Annotated in this window: 15 protein-coding genes and 1 riboswitch; all 15 genes read right to left on the reverse strand. The window is 40.3% G+C overall.

Translation table 11 applies throughout. From position 1 onward, the window contains the following. Positions 1 to 282: 282 nt before the first annotated feature. Positions 283 to 786 carry a hypothetical protein gene (locus tag ACIQXH_RS07315; RefSeq protein ID WP_403122876.1) on the reverse strand — a complete coding sequence of 168 codons (504 nt, stop codon included), beginning with the start codon at positions 784 to 786 and terminating at the stop codon, positions 283 to 285. 98 nt (positions 787 to 884) lie between these two features. After that, positions 885 to 1,538 (reverse strand): RNA polymerase sporulation sigma factor SigH, encoded by a 654-nt coding sequence (sigH, locus tag ACIQXH_RS07320; protein WP_403080143.1) that lies wholly within the window; start codon positions 1,536 to 1,538, stop codon positions 885 to 887. Positions 1,539 to 1,879: 341 nt separating this feature from the next. Continuing rightward, positions 1,880 to 3,316 carry an alanine/glycine:cation symporter family protein gene (locus tag ACIQXH_RS07325; protein ID WP_402872716.1) on the reverse strand — a complete coding sequence of 479 codons (1,437 nt, stop codon included), beginning with the start codon at positions 3,314 to 3,316 and terminating at the stop codon, positions 1,880 to 1,882. Positions 3,317 to 3,624: 308 nt separating this feature from the next. Continuing rightward, the gene (locus tag ACIQXH_RS07330) at positions 3,625 to 4,917 is read right to left on the reverse strand and encodes a Na+/H+ antiporter NhaC family protein (RefSeq protein WP_403122879.1); all 1,293 of its coding nucleotides are present in this window, start codon (positions 4,915 to 4,917) and stop codon (positions 3,625 to 3,627) included. Between the two features lie 199 nt (positions 4,918 to 5,116). Beyond that, positions 5,117 to 5,221, reverse strand: a riboswitch (SAM riboswitch). A 155-nt stretch (positions 5,222 to 5,376) separates the two neighbouring features. Then, positions 5,377 to 6,576 (reverse strand): ABC transporter substrate-binding protein, encoded by a 1,200-nt coding sequence (locus ACIQXH_RS07335; protein WP_402959205.1) that lies wholly within the window; start codon positions 6,574 to 6,576, stop codon positions 5,377 to 5,379. Positions 6,577 to 6,597: 21 nt separating this feature from the next. Next, the gene (locus tag ACIQXH_RS07340; protein ID WP_402959114.1) at positions 6,598 to 7,305 is read right to left on the reverse strand and encodes an ABC transporter ATP-binding protein; all 708 of its coding nucleotides are present in this window, start codon (positions 7,303 to 7,305) and stop codon (positions 6,598 to 6,600) included. Beyond that, complete coding sequence (locus ACIQXH_RS07345; protein WP_403122882.1) at positions 7,298 to 8,062, reverse strand: ABC transporter ATP-binding protein; 765 nt, start codon at positions 8,060 to 8,062, stop codon at positions 7,298 to 7,300. Before ACIQXH_RS07345 ends, ACIQXH_RS07340 begins: the two co-directional genes overlap by 8 nt. A gap of 2 nt (positions 8,063 to 8,064) precedes the next feature. Then, positions 8,065 to 9,060: a branched-chain amino acid ABC transporter permease gene (locus ACIQXH_RS07350; protein ID WP_402872698.1), complete on the reverse strand. Its 996-nt coding sequence runs from the start codon at positions 9,058 to 9,060 to the stop codon at positions 8,065 to 8,067. A gap of 1 nt (position 9,061) precedes the next feature. After that, entirely contained in the window at positions 9,062 to 9,925 is an 864-nt protein-coding gene (locus tag ACIQXH_RS07355) for a branched-chain amino acid ABC transporter permease (protein ID WP_402872696.1), read from the reverse strand. 601 nt (positions 9,926 to 10,526) lie between these two features. After that, positions 10,527 to 12,221 (reverse strand): sigma-54 interaction domain-containing protein, encoded by a 1,695-nt coding sequence (locus tag ACIQXH_RS07360; protein ID WP_402872693.1) that lies wholly within the window; start codon positions 12,219 to 12,221, stop codon positions 10,527 to 10,529. 122 nt (positions 12,222 to 12,343) lie between these two features. Then, positions 12,344 to 12,745 (reverse strand): MaoC/PaaZ C-terminal domain-containing protein, encoded by a 402-nt coding sequence (locus tag ACIQXH_RS07365; RefSeq protein ID WP_402872690.1) that lies wholly within the window; start codon positions 12,743 to 12,745, stop codon positions 12,344 to 12,346. Beyond that, positions 12,742 to 13,194 (reverse strand): MaoC family dehydratase N-terminal domain-containing protein, encoded by a 453-nt coding sequence (locus tag ACIQXH_RS07370; protein ID WP_402872688.1) that lies wholly within the window; start codon positions 13,192 to 13,194, stop codon positions 12,742 to 12,744. Before ACIQXH_RS07370 ends, ACIQXH_RS07365 begins: the two co-directional genes overlap by 4 nt. A gap of 19 nt (positions 13,195 to 13,213) precedes the next feature. Continuing rightward, entirely contained in the window at positions 13,214 to 13,978 is a 765-nt protein-coding gene (locus ACIQXH_RS07375; protein WP_403122885.1) for an SDR family oxidoreductase, read from the reverse strand. Positions 13,979 to 13,997: 19 nt separating this feature from the next. Then, positions 13,998 to 15,173: an acyl-CoA dehydrogenase family protein gene (locus tag ACIQXH_RS07380; protein WP_403122887.1), complete on the reverse strand. Its 1,176-nt coding sequence runs from the start codon at positions 15,171 to 15,173 to the stop codon at positions 13,998 to 14,000. A gap of 26 nt (positions 15,174 to 15,199) precedes the next feature. Next, positions 15,200 to 16,351 (reverse strand): acyl-CoA dehydrogenase family protein, encoded by a 1,152-nt coding sequence (locus tag ACIQXH_RS07385; RefSeq protein WP_402872681.1) that lies wholly within the window; start codon positions 16,349 to 16,351, stop codon positions 15,200 to 15,202. Positions 16,352 to 16,920 lie beyond the last annotated feature (569 nt).

Below are 16,920 nucleotides of genomic sequence, written 5' to 3' on the forward strand. Positions count from 1 at the left end.
ATCATTAAGGAAGTATGGAAGATATCGAATCATTCATGTACCCCACTTTGTCGAATTTTATCATTTAAAGTAGATAAGTAGTTAATAAAAATGATATGGCGTTACAAGGAGATACCATACAAGGTGAGTTTTCGGCTTAAAAGCATATGCATTTCCCTCAATATTTTTTTATGATCCTGATTTTTACTCATAAAAAAAGACAACAAAAAAATATTTAACGATAGGATTTTATATTATCCTAATTTTCAATTATCTCAATGGTCATTTAACCAGTTTTCGTTCTTATCGTTTCTTTTCTTTATTCCAGTAGTCATATATAGCTTCTTTCAATACCCCATTTAGATTTTTTCCTTGCTTCGCTAACCATTCCGTCTGATCTATCGGTAATAGTAGTTTAAGGTTTATTCTTTCATTTGGCATTTCCACTTTTCTTATTTCTTTCAGAGTAATGCCCTCTTCAACATTCGGGAAGGATGTTTCATTCTCATGTACTATCTGAAAATCTTCATAGCCTTCTAGATCATATATCTCACAATATAGGTTAAGCTGGGGCAATCCTTCCCCCACTAAACCGCGCAGATGCATAATCGCACTGATTTCTTTACCATCTTCCAATTCTATTTCAATAATTAAATTTTCATTATTGCCGAATTTTTTTAATACTATTTCACTCACTATTATTTCCAATTCCAATGTATACCTTGAATCTGTCTCGAATATATATATAGCACTATTAAACATAAAAACACTTTCGCCATCTATTTTTACTGACTTAACCTTGCGCATACACACTCCACTTTCAAGTATTATTCTCCATGAATTAAATGACGGCTATCATGATGATAAAGAAAATCTATAATTTAAAGTGATGCTCACTGTATTGACTATTCAACCATCAACCGTGATTCTAGATACTTATCCAACTTCTTTTTTACACGTTGGAGTGCATTATCTATTGTCTTTACTTGAACATTCAATTCTTGTGAAATTTCCAAGTAGGTCTGCCCGCCCATATACAAGTCCACGACTGTACTTTCCAGGTCACTAAGGAGTTCCGTTAATTTCAGTTCAATTTCACTGAATTCTTCTAATCCTATTAAAATGGCAACCGGATCCATCTGCTTTTGCTCAGGAACGACATCAATAAGAGCTTGCTCCGATTCCCCTTGGTAAATAGGTCTAAACAGTGAAACATAGGTATTCAAAGGGGAATGCTTTTGTCTAGTGGCCGCTTTGACGGCAGTGATAATTTGTCTAGTAATGCAAAGTTCAGCAAATGACTTAAAGGAAGCCGAATTTTTGCAATCTCGATAATCCCGGATAGCCTTATACAGTCCAATCATGCCTTCTTGAAAAACATCTTCCTTATCTCCACCCGTTAGAAAATACTTCATTGCTTTAGTTTTGACAAGACCTTTATACTTCGTAATTAATTGATTCAGTGCCTCATCGTCACCATCTTGAAATTTGCCTATCAATATTGCATCTTCCATTTGTGTAGGGTTTTCTACTTTTTCCTTATCGAGGATCATACTCATTTTTATTCCTCCACTCACTTAGTTGAGCACCAAATAACTACAAGGTTGCGTTTTAGCTTCAAAATATTGGTAGAGCCTTATAATATTATAGTATCTCAGCTACATCATTAAAGATACCCTTAAATACCGACATTTTCCAACAATATTATATATTACCAACTAGTAAATAGGAATATTGATTTATAAATTGTTTCATTTTATAAAGGTATTTATTCACAGTGTAATAGAATATTTAGAAAGAACATAACCCGGATTGAGATGTGCGGATATGCCGGGCTATCTAAATCTATAAAAAAAACCTCGAAATAGTATCGAGGTCCCTTTTGTTCATGATCTAGTTTCTATTTGAATTCCTTTTTACTGGATCCTTCCACCTGTTCAGTTGGGTCACCCCAGCATTCAACATTCTTCAATCCCTTAATGTTACTTACATGAAAAACGGGATTTTTGCCATCTTTCTTTTGCTTTTGATAATCAGCAAGTGCAGCGAAAGCTATTTTCCCTAGCAAGGCTATGGCTATCAGGTTTATGATGGCCATTGATCCCATCAGCAAATCTGCTAGATTCCATACAAACTCGAGCGAAGCCATTGATCCGAAAATGACCATTCCAACGACTGCTGCACGATAAATATTTATCCAAATTTTCTTTTCATTAATAAAACTGATATTGGATTCTCCATAATAGTAATTTCCAACAATCGAGCTAAACGCAAATAACAGGACAATAATGGCGAGAAAAATACCAGCCCAAGATCCTAAGCTCTCGCTAAGGGCATTCTGCGTGAGAACAATTCCATCCGTTTCTTTTGATGAGTATAGACCGGAAAACAAGATGATAAAGGCCGTCGAGCTACATATGATGAGCGTATCAACAAAAACGCCTAGTGATTGGATCAGACCTTGTTTTACCGGATGGGTGACATCTGCCGTAGCACCCGCATTAGGAGCACTCCCCATTCCAGCCTCATTTGAGAACAAGCCACGCTTGATTCCGTTCATCATGGCTGCACCCAGTGCCCCACTAGCAATCTCCCTTAATCCATCGAATGCACTTTCAAAGATTAATGCAAGAACACTTGGTAACTCGGTTATATTCAATAGGATGACAACTAAAGCTACTAACACATAAGCTCCTGCCATGATTGGCACGATGACTTCAGACACTTTAGCAACCATCTTAATTCCGCCAAAAATGATAACAGCCGTTATGATTGCCAAAATTAGTGCGGTGATCCATTTATCTACACCAAAGGATGCTTGGAATGCACTTGTAATCGTATTGGCCTGTACAGAATTGAAAGCAAGTCCAAATGTCAATGAAATCAAAACAGCAAACGTGATACCCATCCAGCGTGCATTTAATGCTTTTTCCATATAATAAGCTGGACCACCACGGAAGGCTGCTCCGTCTTTGACCTTGTAAATTTGAGCTAAAGTGCTTTCAATGAAAGCAGAGGCAGATCCAATCAATGCGATTAACCACATCCAGAAAACAGCTCCCGGACCACCAGTCGTGATGGCTATAGCCACACCTGCCAGATTCCCCGTTCCTACCCGGGAAGCCGTACTGATGCAAAAGGCCTGAAACGAAGATACGCCTTTCTTATCTGCCGTAGCACCTTCCCCTAGTAACCTAATCATTTCTTTCACCATTCTAAATTGTACAAATTTAGTACGAAAAGAAAAATAAATGCCCATTCCAATTAATAAAATGATCAGTATAGAGGACCATAATAAATCATTTGTTTCAGTAATAAACTTTTCTACTATCTCCATTTTTAAACGAACCCACCTCTAATTATTTCATTACAATACCTTTAGAGTTCCCGCTTTTACAAAATAGTAAACACTTAAGAATAAAGATATCTCCGTTAATTGTATTTTATTATACTATTTTAATATTATTGAAGAAGGATATTAGTTTTTTGGAACATAAAAGAATTAAAGATTTCATCCACACTTTCCATTCGAAGTCACTTACCCTAAAAAAGCCCTGGCGACAATGCTCCAGGGCCAACATTCATGATTTTACATTCATGATTTTACATTCATGATTTATTGATACTCTTCCACCCATACTATTTTTATTTCTTCTTCGAGAATCGGGGAAAACCTATTAAAATGGCTATGATTCCTGAAATCCCGATTAAGACCGGATAGAAAGAATAGGGTAGGATACTGATAGGAGAGATGTGTGCAACACCGGCAGCTAAAAGTAGTTGTGCCCCGTATGGCAATAATCCTTGAATACTACAAGCGAAAACATCGAGCAAGCTGGCAGATTTCCTGGGATCAATTTCATACTTTTCGGCAATATTTTTTGCAAGTGGACCAGCAATGATGATGGATATGGTATTGTTTGCCGTTGAAAGATTCGTTAAAGCAACCAATCCCGCGATGCTGAACTCAGCACTTTTTTTTGATTTGCTTTTTTTCGTCACGAGGTTCAGTAGGTAATCTATTCCGCCGTTATGTTTGATAACCGAAACCATGCCTGCAATCAAGATCGCTAAGAAGGAGATTTCATACATCCCAGCCATTCCATCTCCTACTTTTTGAATAACCTCCATTGCATGATAACTGCCATCCGCTAAACCGATTATTCCAGCAAAGACAATGCCGATAGAGAGAACCAAGAATACGTTGATCCCCGCCAATGCTGCCACTAGAACACCAAGGTAAGGTAGAATTTTGACCCAACTGTAGGCTTCTCCAGAAATTGTAGCTTGTTCACCCATCGTCAGAAAACCAAGGATAACACATGTAATTACCGCAGCAGGTAAAACAATAAAAAAGTTCACTTTGAATTTGTCTTTCATTTTCGTTCCCTGTGTACGTACAGCTGCTATAGTCGTATCCGAAATGAAAGAAAGATTATCACCGAACATTGAGCCACCAATGACCGCAGCCATGGAAAGGGCAACTGAAATATCCGTCTGTTCACTAATTCCTACTCCAATTGGTGCTAAAGCCACTATCGTTCCCATACTTGTCCCCATAGATAATGAGATAAAGCAGGCGATAATAAATAACCCCACCATTAATAGATTTTGCGGAACGATCGAAAGTGCTAGATTCACCGTAGATGCTACGGCTCCCATCCCATTTGCCACTTCCGAAAAAGCCCCAGCCAATAGGAATATGACAACCATCAACATAATATTTGAATCCCCGGCACCTTTACAAAAGATTTCTACTTTGTGATTGAATGATTCCTTTCGATTCATTGCCAGTGCCACAGCAGATGCAATGGCAATGGCAACAATCACTGGAAATGTGTAAAAATCTTTTGTAATCACACCTGAACCTATAAATAATATCAAAAAAACGATAAACGGCGTTAAAGCCCATGGATTCCCTTTATTGTCTAAACTCATGATGTACACCTCTTTATTATTTTTGCATGGTATTGGATACTCTTTTTGGACTCTCTAAATTTTCCGGCATCCCTTCATTTTAATATAAGCATGATTATAAAATAGTAACAAACCATCAAGAACAGATTCCTATCCTATGAGTACAAAAAGACCTCTTCCGTTTTAATACAAGAAGAGGTCTTTTAATCTATAAACACTCCTCTTATCTTTCAGGTCAATCGCCTGCTGGATTTGGCACAGCACTCTAAATAAGTCTGCTGCCGAGACATCTTCGGGCCAGTCCCTCAGTCTCTCTTGATAAGAAGTAAGAAATATTCATTTTTTTAAAGCAAATATAAGAGTACAGCATTTTAAGAGTTTTCGCAAGGTAAAGTATTAAAGATTTTTATAAACTTATTGAATGCATTACTTTTTAGCTTTCGGGGCCTAAAGGTAGCTAGTGTGAAAGCAAGTGATACTTTACTCTTCTACACTGATGGGTACCACTTTGCCATCTTCTACCGCTCCGACAACGACTTTTGCTGCGAATCCACCATTTTCGTCAATCGAAGGTATATTGTAAATTTTCTGTTCAGGTGCCGTGTTTGTCAGCCCATCCTGCATATGTTCACGGATGGCTTTCACATCCTCGACTGTTCCTGCCGCTTTCATTGCCTCCACAAAGGCATACATAGCAATGTAATTCAACCCCACTTCAGAACTAGCATCTTCCTTATAAATTTTTTTATATTTATCAATGAATGCTGGTGCTGCTTCTTCATTGGAGTCGATAAGCGGAAGCACACCAATCGAACCTTCCAATGTTTCGTATGAACCGGCAATTGGCTTCATTTGATCCAGTTTCGCCTGGTCCATGATAATAAAACCGCCTTTAAAACCTAGTTCTCTTGCTTGTTTTGCAACCTTGGCCGTAGGCTCCGACGCCCCACCGATGAAAAGGACATCAGGCTTTTCTTTTAAAGCATTTGTAACAGTCGTGAAGAAATCCGTTTCTTTAGAGAAATCAATTGAGGCATTATACACGACTTTACCACCCTGCTTTTCCCAATGTGGTAGTAGGTTTTCCGCCCAGTCTTTCCCGTACTGGGAAGATGGTGGCAATGCCGCGATTTTTTTGCCGAAGTTTTCCATTGCATACGTAGAAAACGGTTCAATATACCCTTCATAATTTGGCGGGATCCTTACCGTTAATGAATTTCCGCTTTCCGTGATAGCTGGTTCACTCGAATAGGCACCGATGATAAATTTCTCTTTTTCGTTAAAAACCTGTAGGGCCTGTATCCCCCCGCTATGAGGAGTGAAAATAATCGGAGTTTTGTATTCCTGGATTAAACGTTTAGCATTTGAACCCGTTTCATTCGGTAAGTACTTATCATCCAATGAAACCAGATTGAGCGTATATTTTTCCCCTTCCACTTCGAATCCACCGGCATCGTTTATTTCATTTACAGCCATCTCCATACCATTTAACGTTCGTTTTCCATATAAGGCTGCTGCTCCACTCAAAGGGCCGCTAAAACCGATATTGACAACATTCTTCCCTTTACCGGCCTTTCCTCCCCCACTTGATGCAGGGCTGTCTCCCTTGTTACACCCCACTAGTGCCGTTAGGACGAGTAATAGCATTACAAAGAATACACTCAACTTTTTCATAAAAATCCCCCATTCATTTTTAAACTCTTATGCTCCGATATAGGCTTTCCTTACTTCATCGTTAGACAATAATTCTTTTGCGGTCCCTTCAACGACAATTTCCCCATTTTCAAAAACATATCCTTTATCTGCAATGCTAAGAGCAGCATTCGCATTCTGTTCGGCTAGTAGAACGGTTATTCCTTCCCGGTTTATTTCTTCGATGACTTGGAACATCTGTTCAACAATCAAAGGAGCGAGGCCCACAGAAGGTTCATCTAGCATCAAAAGCTTCGGTTTAGACATCAAAGCCCTGCCAATGGCCAGCATCTGTTGTTGTCCACCACTCAAGCTGCCGGCTTCATCATGGAGTTTTTCTTTTAAAATAGGAAATAAATGATAGACATTTTCCAATGAGGACTTGATTTCCATCTTTTTTTTTCGATGTACGTAAGCTCCCATCTTCAAGTTTTCCTGGACAGTCATCTGAGGAAACAGTTTCCGCCCTTCTGCACATTGCACGATTCCAGCTTGGACATTCTTATCCGGAGCCCTACCTCCGATAGCCAGTTCCTCAAAATGAATTTCACCCTGAGCCAGCTTGCTTATTCCGCTGATAGAACGGAATGTCGTGCTTTTGCCTGCCCCGTTCGCCCCCAATAGAACGACAATTTCTCCCTTTTCCACTTCAATATTCACTTGCTTAATCGCAGTGAAGCTCCCATAACATACAGTAACATCAGTTAACTTAAGCACTAGCACTACCTCCTAAATAGGCTTTAATAACCGCCTCATTCCCCCTGATTTCTTTTGGAGTGCCCTCAGCAATCTTTTCCCCGTAATTCAGGACCATGATATGGTCAGCTAAGTTCATGATCATATGCATCTTGTGCTCGATCAAGCAAATCGTGAAGCCCGATTGATTCAACTCCTTGATCAGTTCTGTAAGCCCTTCTGTTTCATCAGGGTTTATACCGGCAGCCGGTTCATCAAGAAAGATGATTTCCGGATCCGTCGCAAGGGCAAGGGCAATCGCCGTCCTCTTCTTTTCCTCTTGAGAAATACTCGAGACCATCTTATTTGCCGCATCCATTAAGCCGACAATTCTCAAAACTTCCATCGCTTTATCACGACAGGCCTTTTCCTCCCGTTTTAACCTCTTCGTCCTTAGGATAGCATCTACCAAATTCGATTTAGTGCGAAGCCTATGCCCTACAATCACGTTATCCAAGATGGTGGATTGTTCAAAAAGACTAGTCGTCTGGAACGTTCTTGCTATGCCAAGCCCCGCTATTTCATTGGCAGGAAGCTTCGTGATGTCTTTCCCTTTGAAGAGGACTGCTCCAGAACTTGGACGATGGAAGCCGCTGATCAAGTTGAAAAACGTAGACTTCCCGGCTCCATTAGGCCCGATAATCGCATTGATCTTTCCTTTTTCAATGGTGAAATCCACATTTTTTACAGCTGCCAATCCCCCGAAACTCTTTGTTAAATTCTTCGTTTCGATAAACATCTTCATCCCTCCTCCGCATTAACCGGAACGTCCTTACTCATAATCAGTTGTTTCTTATCTCTTCGTTTAATTTTCCAATCAAAGAATGCACCCGAAATACCGCGTGGATAGAAAATTATGATCAACGTAAGTAAAGGTCCAAAGATCAACATTCGATACTCTTGGAGAAATTGTAGATTCTGGGATAGTATGACGAGAAGCAAAGTTCCAACCAAAGGTCCCGATAGAGTTCCTATTCCGCCGACCAGTAGATACATCAACAAGTCGAACATTATGGCCGTAGACCCGATATCCGGTCCGATAAACCGCACGAATGAAGCATATAAGGCACCTGCCAAGCCTGCAAAAAATGTAGAAAGAACAAATGCGGTCAACTTATTCTTCATCGTGGATATGCCTATCGTTTGGGCAAGTTCCTCACTATTCCTGATGGCCATATAGGTTCTCCCTGTCAACGAATGAACAATGCGATACATGACCAAAATGACACCAAGTAGGAAAATGAGCACCAAATAATATTGTGAAGCGGCCGTCTCGAAAGTGATGGGTCCGATATTTCCAGGGGCCGGAATCCCAATCAAGCCTCTAACTCCTTCTGTAAGACCTTCCCATTTATCGATGACCAGGTAGATGATATATCCGACGCATAAAGTATAAATTGCGAAAAAGTGTTCTTTTGTTCTCAATGCTATTAAGCCGACCAAAAAACCAAGCGCCCCTGAAATTAGGCAAGACAAGACCAGTGCCAACCAAAAGTTCATTCCCGCTTTTACCGTCAATAACCCCAATGAGTACGCCCCAATGGCAAAGTATCCAGCATGGGCAAGCGAAAGATAGCCCGTATAGCCCGCTAACAGATTAATTCCATATACCGCGATTGCCCAGATGAAAGACAACGTTAACATATGAACGTAATAGTCATTCTGCGCGATGATTGGAAATAAAAAGGCCAGGATGATCAAAATTAAGATGACATTTCGTTTTGATAAGATATTCAAACTACCTCTCCCCCTTTGCGAAAAGACCCGTCGGTTTGACCGTTAAGATGACTACTAAAAGGAAGAAGGCTATGATATCCTTATAATCATTGGATATATAGGTTGCGCCAAGGCTTTCACTGAATCCAAGAATATATCCACCAACGATTGCACCTGGAACGCTTCCCATCCCTCCTAGGATGATAATCACGAAAGCCTTTAATATCACTAAATGACCCATGCCTGGAAAAACTAGATTGATGGGAGATGCAAGGGAGGAAGCAATGGCGGCTAGCCCCCCAGAAATCATGAAGGTCAGCATGGCAACTTTATTGATGTTAATCCCGACTAGCGAAGCCCCTTCACGACTTTGGGACATCGCGATGATCGTGGAACCTGTATACGTCTTCTTTAAGAACAGATAGAGAACCGACATGACCACGATTGCCGCCACAATAATCAACAAACGTTGCATCGTGAACGTCAAGCCCATGATATTGACTACTTGTCCATAAGGAGATTGCATGGTTTGAAAATCAGCTCCCCAGACAAATTGTGCAAAGGCTTCAAGAAAAAGTAAAATTCCAATGGCTGCAATTTTATCATGCAACGGTGGAGCATCCCTTAACAAACGGAATACGAATCGTTCCAATAAAACCCCAAGAAGGCCCACGACAATGACGGACACGAACATAGCAATCCAGTAATTCAGCCCAGATAACGTCATCATCGACAACGTGACATACCCTCCTATCATATAGAGAGCACCATGGGCAAAGTTAGGGATATGAAGAATCCCATATACCAATGTCAACCCAAGGGCAACTAGGCTATATACGCTTCCGATTGTTAAACCATTAAACAATTGCTGAATTAAAATCTCCATTTCCTTCCTCCCTTATCCCAATGAATGTTCGTAGGTAATGCTTTACTTGAATACAACATCCCTAACCATAAGGAACTCTTCTCCATGACCCTATCGAATTGTTAATGCCAACCTTTTTTGTTAGCGCTTTCATTATTTTATCGCGTAATCCATCGAAAGGCTACCCGCTTCTTCTGTAACCTCGTTTCGACCCATTTTTCCGTAATCTTTATCTACTTTTTTAGTTGTCTGCATCCCATTTTATGATTTCATGAATACTATCTTCATATCTGTCAACTGAATAACGCTGTGCAATCGTCGGAAACGTTCCACAGTCACCTCACATTCCCCATAAATCATTTGTAAAGCATTTCCTTAATAACAATGCAAGTACTATGCCATCTTGAAAAAGCCATACTAAGTCACTTTACGAAATAAGAATGATTCACTTTTGATTCAAATAATTGAATTCATATGGCATAACCATCATTCACTTTTGACTGAACGAACCACTTTTGAATTAGAATGGATTGTCTTTCAGATTCATAGATATATTATTATCCAGATGACTACTAGGGAAGAAATGAAAAGGGGTATTCCCCTTACGGAAATCCCCCTTTGCTTACCTATTCTTTTCACTGACTCTCAATCCATATTTTTTTAGTTTCCTGACAATCGTAGCCTGGCTTGAATCAAGAGCTTCAGCAATTTCATATGTGGTCTGATAAGTTTGCGCCGCTTTTGTCAATATTTCTTTTTCAGCTCCCTCCACCGCTTCCTTTAGAGACTGAGAATCACGAGAGTTGGTTTGGCTCATGTTTTCTTGCTGATATTCTACAGGCAAGTCGCTTACCGAGATGACGGAACCATTCGTTAACACGACCAGTCTTTCCACTATATTAATCAGTTCTCGGACATTTCCCGGCCAATCATAATGAAAAAAATAATCTTTTAACGCTGAATCTAACTTTTTGGTCAATTTATATTGGTTGTTGGCCTTGGTTAAAAATAAATCAGACAATGCGAGGATATCTTCTCTTCTTTCCCTAAGAGGTGGAATCACAATGGGGATGACATTCAGGCGATAATATAAATCTTCGCGAAATTCTCCCGCTTTGACCATATCCAATAGATTTCGATTTGTGGCCGCGATAATACGAACATCGATTTTCTTCGGTTTCGTTCCTCCGATTCTTTGTATTTCCCTTTCCTGAAGAACACGAAGTAATTTTACCTGAAGCTGAAGTGGGAGTTCACCGACTTCATCCAAAAATAATATTCCGTTATCAGCTATTTCGAACATCCCCGGTTTCCCCTTGTGATTAGCCCCGGTAAACGCTCCCCCCTCATAGCCAAACAGTTCAGACTCCAATAAATCGGCAGGAATCGCCCCACAGTTTATTTTAACGAAATCCCCTTTTTTTGAACGGATGCTCCCGTTAAAGATATTGCGGGCCAATACGTCCTTTCCCACACCCGTTTCCCCTAATATAAGGACTGTCGCGTCAATGTCTGAAATCCTTTCAGCAATTTCGTAAATCTTCCTCATCTTTTCACTAACAAAAACGACTCCATCTTGATTTGTAATCTTTCTTAGCTTTTCGATTTCCTGCTTATACTGATTGTTCAATTCATTCACTTTCGTCAATTCATGCATCAGTTCATTCAAATCGGATAAATCACGTATATTCGTAACGATCTGTTCAATCTCCCCTTCACCATTAAACACCGGGCTTCCCGTGATCAGCGTCTCTTTTCCGGCGAAGTTATCCTGTACGACTGATACAGTCCTCCTCTGCTTTACCACTTTATGTGTAACCGAGGCATTCAGTATTCCACGCTTAATCAACTGATTTACTGATTTGCCGATATAATACTCTTTAGGAATCCCCGTAATTCTCTCAATAGCCGGGTTTGTATATATTGTCACTCCATCAGGATCGGTGATATAAATGCCATCATAGGAATTCTCAATGATGGCATCCAATGCGCGGTTCATTTTTTTGGTTTCCCCGAATTCTTCCATTACATCATCGACATATGAAGTTTGACCCCCTACATATAAATGCTCGCCTTTTTCCAATTGCATCACTGAGATAAATACATATCGATTGGTGCCATGGTATGCTGTTGCCAGCCTATTATTATCAAAAAATATCCATCTATCAAATAAATCTGAAAGGGTATTTCTATTCTGCATCTGTTCCTTAAAATATTGGCTCCATTCTTTAATCTTGCCTTCATCATCAAGGATAATGGCAGGAAATGGCCATTCTTTGATCCATTTGATCTGGGAATCCTGTTTCAGTTGATTCAATACATTCACCACCGCAAAAGAATTCTTTCTAATTCAATTCTCGATATCTTTCGAATCCCCTTTAATAATGTCGAAATTCCAATAAAAAATAGTGATGAAATAACTTCATCACTACCTATCATTCAATATACTTTGAATATGACCTCCCCACTGATTGTTTCCTTGCCTACTTGATTGACGGCAACTACAACAAAATGGTACGTATCTTCCTTTTTCTCTTTTAAATAGGCTTGAAGCGTGATGACATCATCTAGAAAAACCATACTCTTGAATCGTATTTTATACTCTTCAATAAATCCGATGTCATAAGAATCACTGAATAACTTTGCAAGGTTTCCCATCGTCCACATTCCATGGGCAATGATTCCAGGTAGACCGGCCTTTTTAGCTTCTTCATCAATGGTATGAATGGGATTGAAGTCACCGGAAGCACCAGCGTATTTAATGAGATCTAGGCGTGAAACAGGATCCAACTTTATCGATTGTACAGAATCTCCAGGATTCAATTCTTTTAACAAACTCATCGGCTCCCCACCGACTTTCTTACCGTATCATTGATGATGACCAATTGATCGGCAGTAAATACTATCTCACCATTTGCATCGGTTCCATAATTTTTTAATGCTAGAAACCCCAAATCCCCCTGTTTTCCACTCTTCTCATAATAATCCTTCACTTCTGTATAACACGTGATTTCTTCCCCTACCAGAAGGGGCCGCTTATAATGATAAATCTGCTCGCCGTGAATTAACCCTTTAGCAGGGAGGTTCAACCCTTCAATCACTCCATAATCAAAGACCCGTGGGAATGTAGGAGGGGCAATATTCGTGCCGTACCTTGATTGTTTTCCTATCTCTTCATCAATGAAAATAGGATGCAAGTCACCGATTGCTTCCGCGAATTTTTTCACGGCCCCACGTTCGACTGAATTTTTGACCGGTTTGGAACGTTTTTCGATACAATCTTTAAACATATCATCCCCACCTAATCAGTTAATTTTTTGGACCACCTGCAACGTAAAGAACTTGACCATTAACAAAGGAAGAAGCTTCATCAGCAAAAAAAGCAACAGCATTTGCGATATCACTTGGCTTCCCGCTTCTAGCAACTGGAATCTTCTTCACACTTCCCTCAACGAACTGCTCAAAACTGACCCCCACACGACGTGCAGTTTCTTGCGTCATCTCCGTTTCAATGAATCCAGGGGCTACCGAATTAGCTGTGATTCCATATTTACCGAGCTCAATCGCCAACGTTTTCGTTAACCCTTGCAGCCCCGCCTTTGCAGCTGCATAATTCGATTGTCCTCGATTGCCGAGAGCCGAAGTGGACGAAATATTGATGATTCTTCCATATTTTCTTTCAACCATGTATTTCTGAGCAGCACGGACTGAATTGAACGTACCCTTCAAATGTACATCCATGACTGTCTGCCAATCCGAATCGGTCATTTTGAATATTAGGTTATCGCGAATGACCCCCGCGTTATTGACAAGGATATCAAGTGAACCGAATGTTTCCGCTATTTCCTTGACAGCAGTTTCCACCTCTTCTGCCTCGACTACATTTGCCACTTTTGTATAAATGGTATAGCCTTGGTCACGTAGTTCATTTCCCGCTACATTCAGGACCTCTTCATTAATATCGATGATTCCTACCTTTGCTCCTTCACTTGCTAGTAGTTCAACGATTGCCCTTCCAATCCCCCTGCTTCCACCAGTTACTAATGCTGTTTTTCCTAAAAATCTTCCTGTCATGTTTGTTCCTCCTCATCTATTATAAAAATTGTCCTAGTTTAACATGTTCTTTAATTAAGTTCCTTGAAATGATCATACGCTGAATTTCATCTGTACCATCGTATATTCTCCAGAGCCTTGCTTCACGGTACCAACGCTCAATAGGCAGTTCTTTTGTATAACCCATGCCACCATGGATTTGCAAAACACGATCGACGACTCGATTCCCCATATTCGAGCCATAAAGTTTAGCCATCGAGGCTAGATGACGATTGTCTTCTCCATTATCAAGTGTGAAAGCTGCATTTAAGACTAACCACCTTGCCGCTTCAATTTCAACAGCAGAGTCTGCAATCTGCCATTGAATGGCCTGACGTTCCGCAATAGGCTTCCCGAAAGTTACCCGCTCCTTTGCATAGTCGATGGCCATTTGGAGTAATCGTTCAGCTGAACCCACTGCCCTTGCCCCAACAATCCATCTTGCAAAACCTATCCACTCGAGACCCAATTTGTAGCCACCATGTATTTCCCCTAATATATTCTCCTCAGGTACCCGTACATTGTCGAACACTAAACCGGCAGGTCCCCATTCGCCCATCGTATTGATATATTCTGATTTCCATCCCATGTCCCGATCCACGATGAAACAGGTGACGCCTTCCGTCCCCGTTGCCTGGTGACGTTCTTTGTCCGTAACCGCAATGACCATGACAAAATCTGCATCATTTCCACCGGTGATGAACGTTTTTTCGCCATTCAGCACCCACTCGTCTCCATCCTTAATGGCCGTCATTTTTATGTTGCGTGTATCGGATCCAGCCCCTGGTTCCGTCATCGCAAAACAAGACTTCTTCTCCCCATTGATCGTTGGAATCAGATATTTCTTCTTCTGTTCTTCATTTCCATAATACAGAATATTATCAGCTGATCCACCGAAACTGAAAGGAACGAATGTCTTCGAAACTTCCATCAGCACGATGGCCATCATCATTTGCCCTAAATCAGCCCCACCATATTCTTCAGGTGTATTAACTCCCCAAAACCCCGCCTTTTTTGCTTTTTCCTGTAATTCCTGTAATGTCTCTGCAGGTAAACTGGGCTTTCCGGCTATTTCATTCCGGAGCACTTCATTTTCCAGTGGAATCAGTTCATTTTCGACAAACTTACGAATCGTTTTTTGCACCATTCTTTGTTCATCCGATAAACGTAAATCCATTACAATCCCTCCAGCTTCCATTAAAATTATTTTGAATGCGCTTTCTTCAATTGCCCTGTAATGATGTTTTTCTGGATTTCCGACGTACCTTCATAAATTCTAGTAATTCTTGCATCCCGAAAGAAACGTTCGATAGGAAAATCCTTAATATATCCGAGTCCTCCATGAATCTGGACCGCTTTATCCGCCACCCGATTATATACTTCCGAACCGAAAAGCTTCAGCATGGCCGCTTCCTTAATGATTTTCTCTCCCTGATCGACCATCCAGGCCACTCTATAGGTAAAAGAACGAAGTGCCTCTATTTCCATTGCCATCTCAGCTATCATATGGGATACAGCCTGGTGTTCAATAATCGGTACATCAAATTGTTCCCGTTCCATTGCATAATGAATGGATAAATCCAATAAGTACTGACATGAACCTAAATTGCGTGCTGCGAGTCCTGCTCGACCGTTTGCCAGGATTTTAAGGGCATTGACGTATCCTTGGCCAACTTCCCCCAGTACATTTTCCAAAGGAACCTCGCAATTTTCAAAAATCAGTTCTGCAGAATGGGAACCTCGTAGCCCCATTTTCCTTTCCATACTACCTACTTGGAATCCTGGGAATCCCTTTTCTACGATGAATGAAGTGATTCCTTTTGCTCCTTTTTCCTTATCCGTAACAGCCATGACGGTGAAAATATCTGCCACATCCGCATTCGTTATATAGTGCTTTGTTCCATTCAGGATATATCTATCACCTGATTTTACCGCGGTCATTTTTAAATTTGTGGCATGTGATCCTGCAGCTGGTTCCGTTAAAGCAAATGCTCCGATTCGATTTCCACTTGCCATGTCAGAAAGATACTTTTGCTTTTGTTCTTCATTCCCCATCTCCACAATACCGACTGTTCCGATACCGGTATGGGCTCCTATCAACGTCGTATACCCATTATGCGTTTTTCCTATTTCCTCATATAAGGCACATTTTTCGACCATACCGATACCTAGTCCATCATACCTCTCAGGGATACTAAGACCGAATAAGCCCATTTCTTTAGATAATTGAATGAGAGAATCAGGGATACGGTCTTCCTCTTCAATCTGCATGGCAAATGGTTCGATTTCGTCTTGAATAAATTGCCGGATATTTTCTTTCAAAAGTAGAGTCTCTGCATCAAAGCGAAAGTCCATGCCGTTAGCCCCCCTTTTTTTTAAATTGGTTTCTGCCGATCGAACCTTTTTCACATGAGTTGTTTCTTAACTTAAAGCACTATGTATAGGCTTTTGTTTAAATGAACCGCAGTTTAATAGAAATACGAGTCGAAGATTAAAAAATATGTCTTTTTGACGAGCATGTAGGAAGGTCATTTCAATTTTTTTCAAGATTAGAATTCTTGTTATAAGATCTATCCATTTTTGCTCCCTTTCCTAATTCACAAAAATCAAGAAGATACAATTATCATATGCAAGTAATGTGCCAAATTAAAAACGCTACCAGGCTAGCAATCTGGTTTCATTAAAATTCAAATTTGAATTAATCATCCAATTATTGAGATTTTCTCATGGACACTACAACGATTTAATTTTGACTTAATCATTCACTTTTGAATTAAGAACATATTAAGTAGTTAGTGAGTAAAGAAGGCATCGGGGTAAATGTAAATGGTGTTATTTGACTACACGGACAGTAAGGGACGAATGAGCCTAGATTTGAACACAGATCAACCATAGAAATAAAGAAAAGGGATGCTGACCAAGTC

This window comes from Peribacillus sp. NPDC097225, assembly GCF_044761955.1.
Lineage (GTDB): Bacteria > Bacillota > Bacilli > Bacillales > DSM-1321 > Peribacillus.

What these genes read in the sequence shown, in the direction of transcription:
- ACIQXH_RS07315 (WP_403122876.1), bottom strand. Translation starts at nt 786, where the DNA reads ATGCGCAAGGTTAAGTCAGTAAAAATAGATGGCGAAAGTGTTTTTATG.
- sigH (WP_403080143.1), bottom strand. Translation starts at nt 1,538, where the DNA reads ATGAGTATGATCCTCGATAAGGAAAAAGTAGAAAACCCTACACAAATG.
- ACIQXH_RS07325 (WP_402872716.1), bottom strand. Translation starts at nt 3,316, where the DNA reads ATGGAGATAGTAGAAAAGTTTATTACTGAAACAAATGATTTATTATGG.
- ACIQXH_RS07330 (WP_403122879.1), bottom strand. Translation starts at nt 4,917, where the DNA reads ATGAGTTTAGACAATAAAGGGAATCCATGGGCTTTAACGCCGTTTATC.
- ACIQXH_RS07345 (WP_403122882.1), bottom strand. Translation starts at nt 8,062, where the DNA reads ATGTTTATCGAAACGAAGAATTTAACAAAGAGTTTCGGGGGATTGGCA.
- ACIQXH_RS07355 (WP_402872696.1), bottom strand. Translation starts at nt 9,925, where the DNA reads ATGGAGATTTTAATTCAGCAATTGTTTAATGGTTTAACAATCGGAAGC.
- ACIQXH_RS07365 (WP_402872690.1), bottom strand. Translation starts at nt 12,745, where the DNA reads ATGAGTTTGTTAAAAGAATTGAATCCTGGAGATTCTGTACAATCGATA.
- ACIQXH_RS07370 (WP_402872688.1), bottom strand. Translation starts at nt 13,194, where the DNA reads ATGTTTAAAGATTGTATCGAAAAACGTTCCAAACCGGTCAAAAATTCA.
- ACIQXH_RS07375 (WP_403122885.1), bottom strand. Translation starts at nt 13,978, where the DNA reads ATGACAGGAAGATTTTTAGGAAAAACAGCATTAGTAACTGGTGGAAGC.
- ACIQXH_RS07380 (WP_403122887.1), bottom strand. Translation starts at nt 15,173, where the DNA reads ATGGATTTACGTTTATCGGATGAACAAAGAATGGTGCAAAAAACGATT.
- ACIQXH_RS07385 (WP_402872681.1), bottom strand. Translation starts at nt 16,351, where the DNA reads ATGGACTTTCGCTTTGATGCAGAGACTCTACTTTTGAAAGAAAATATC.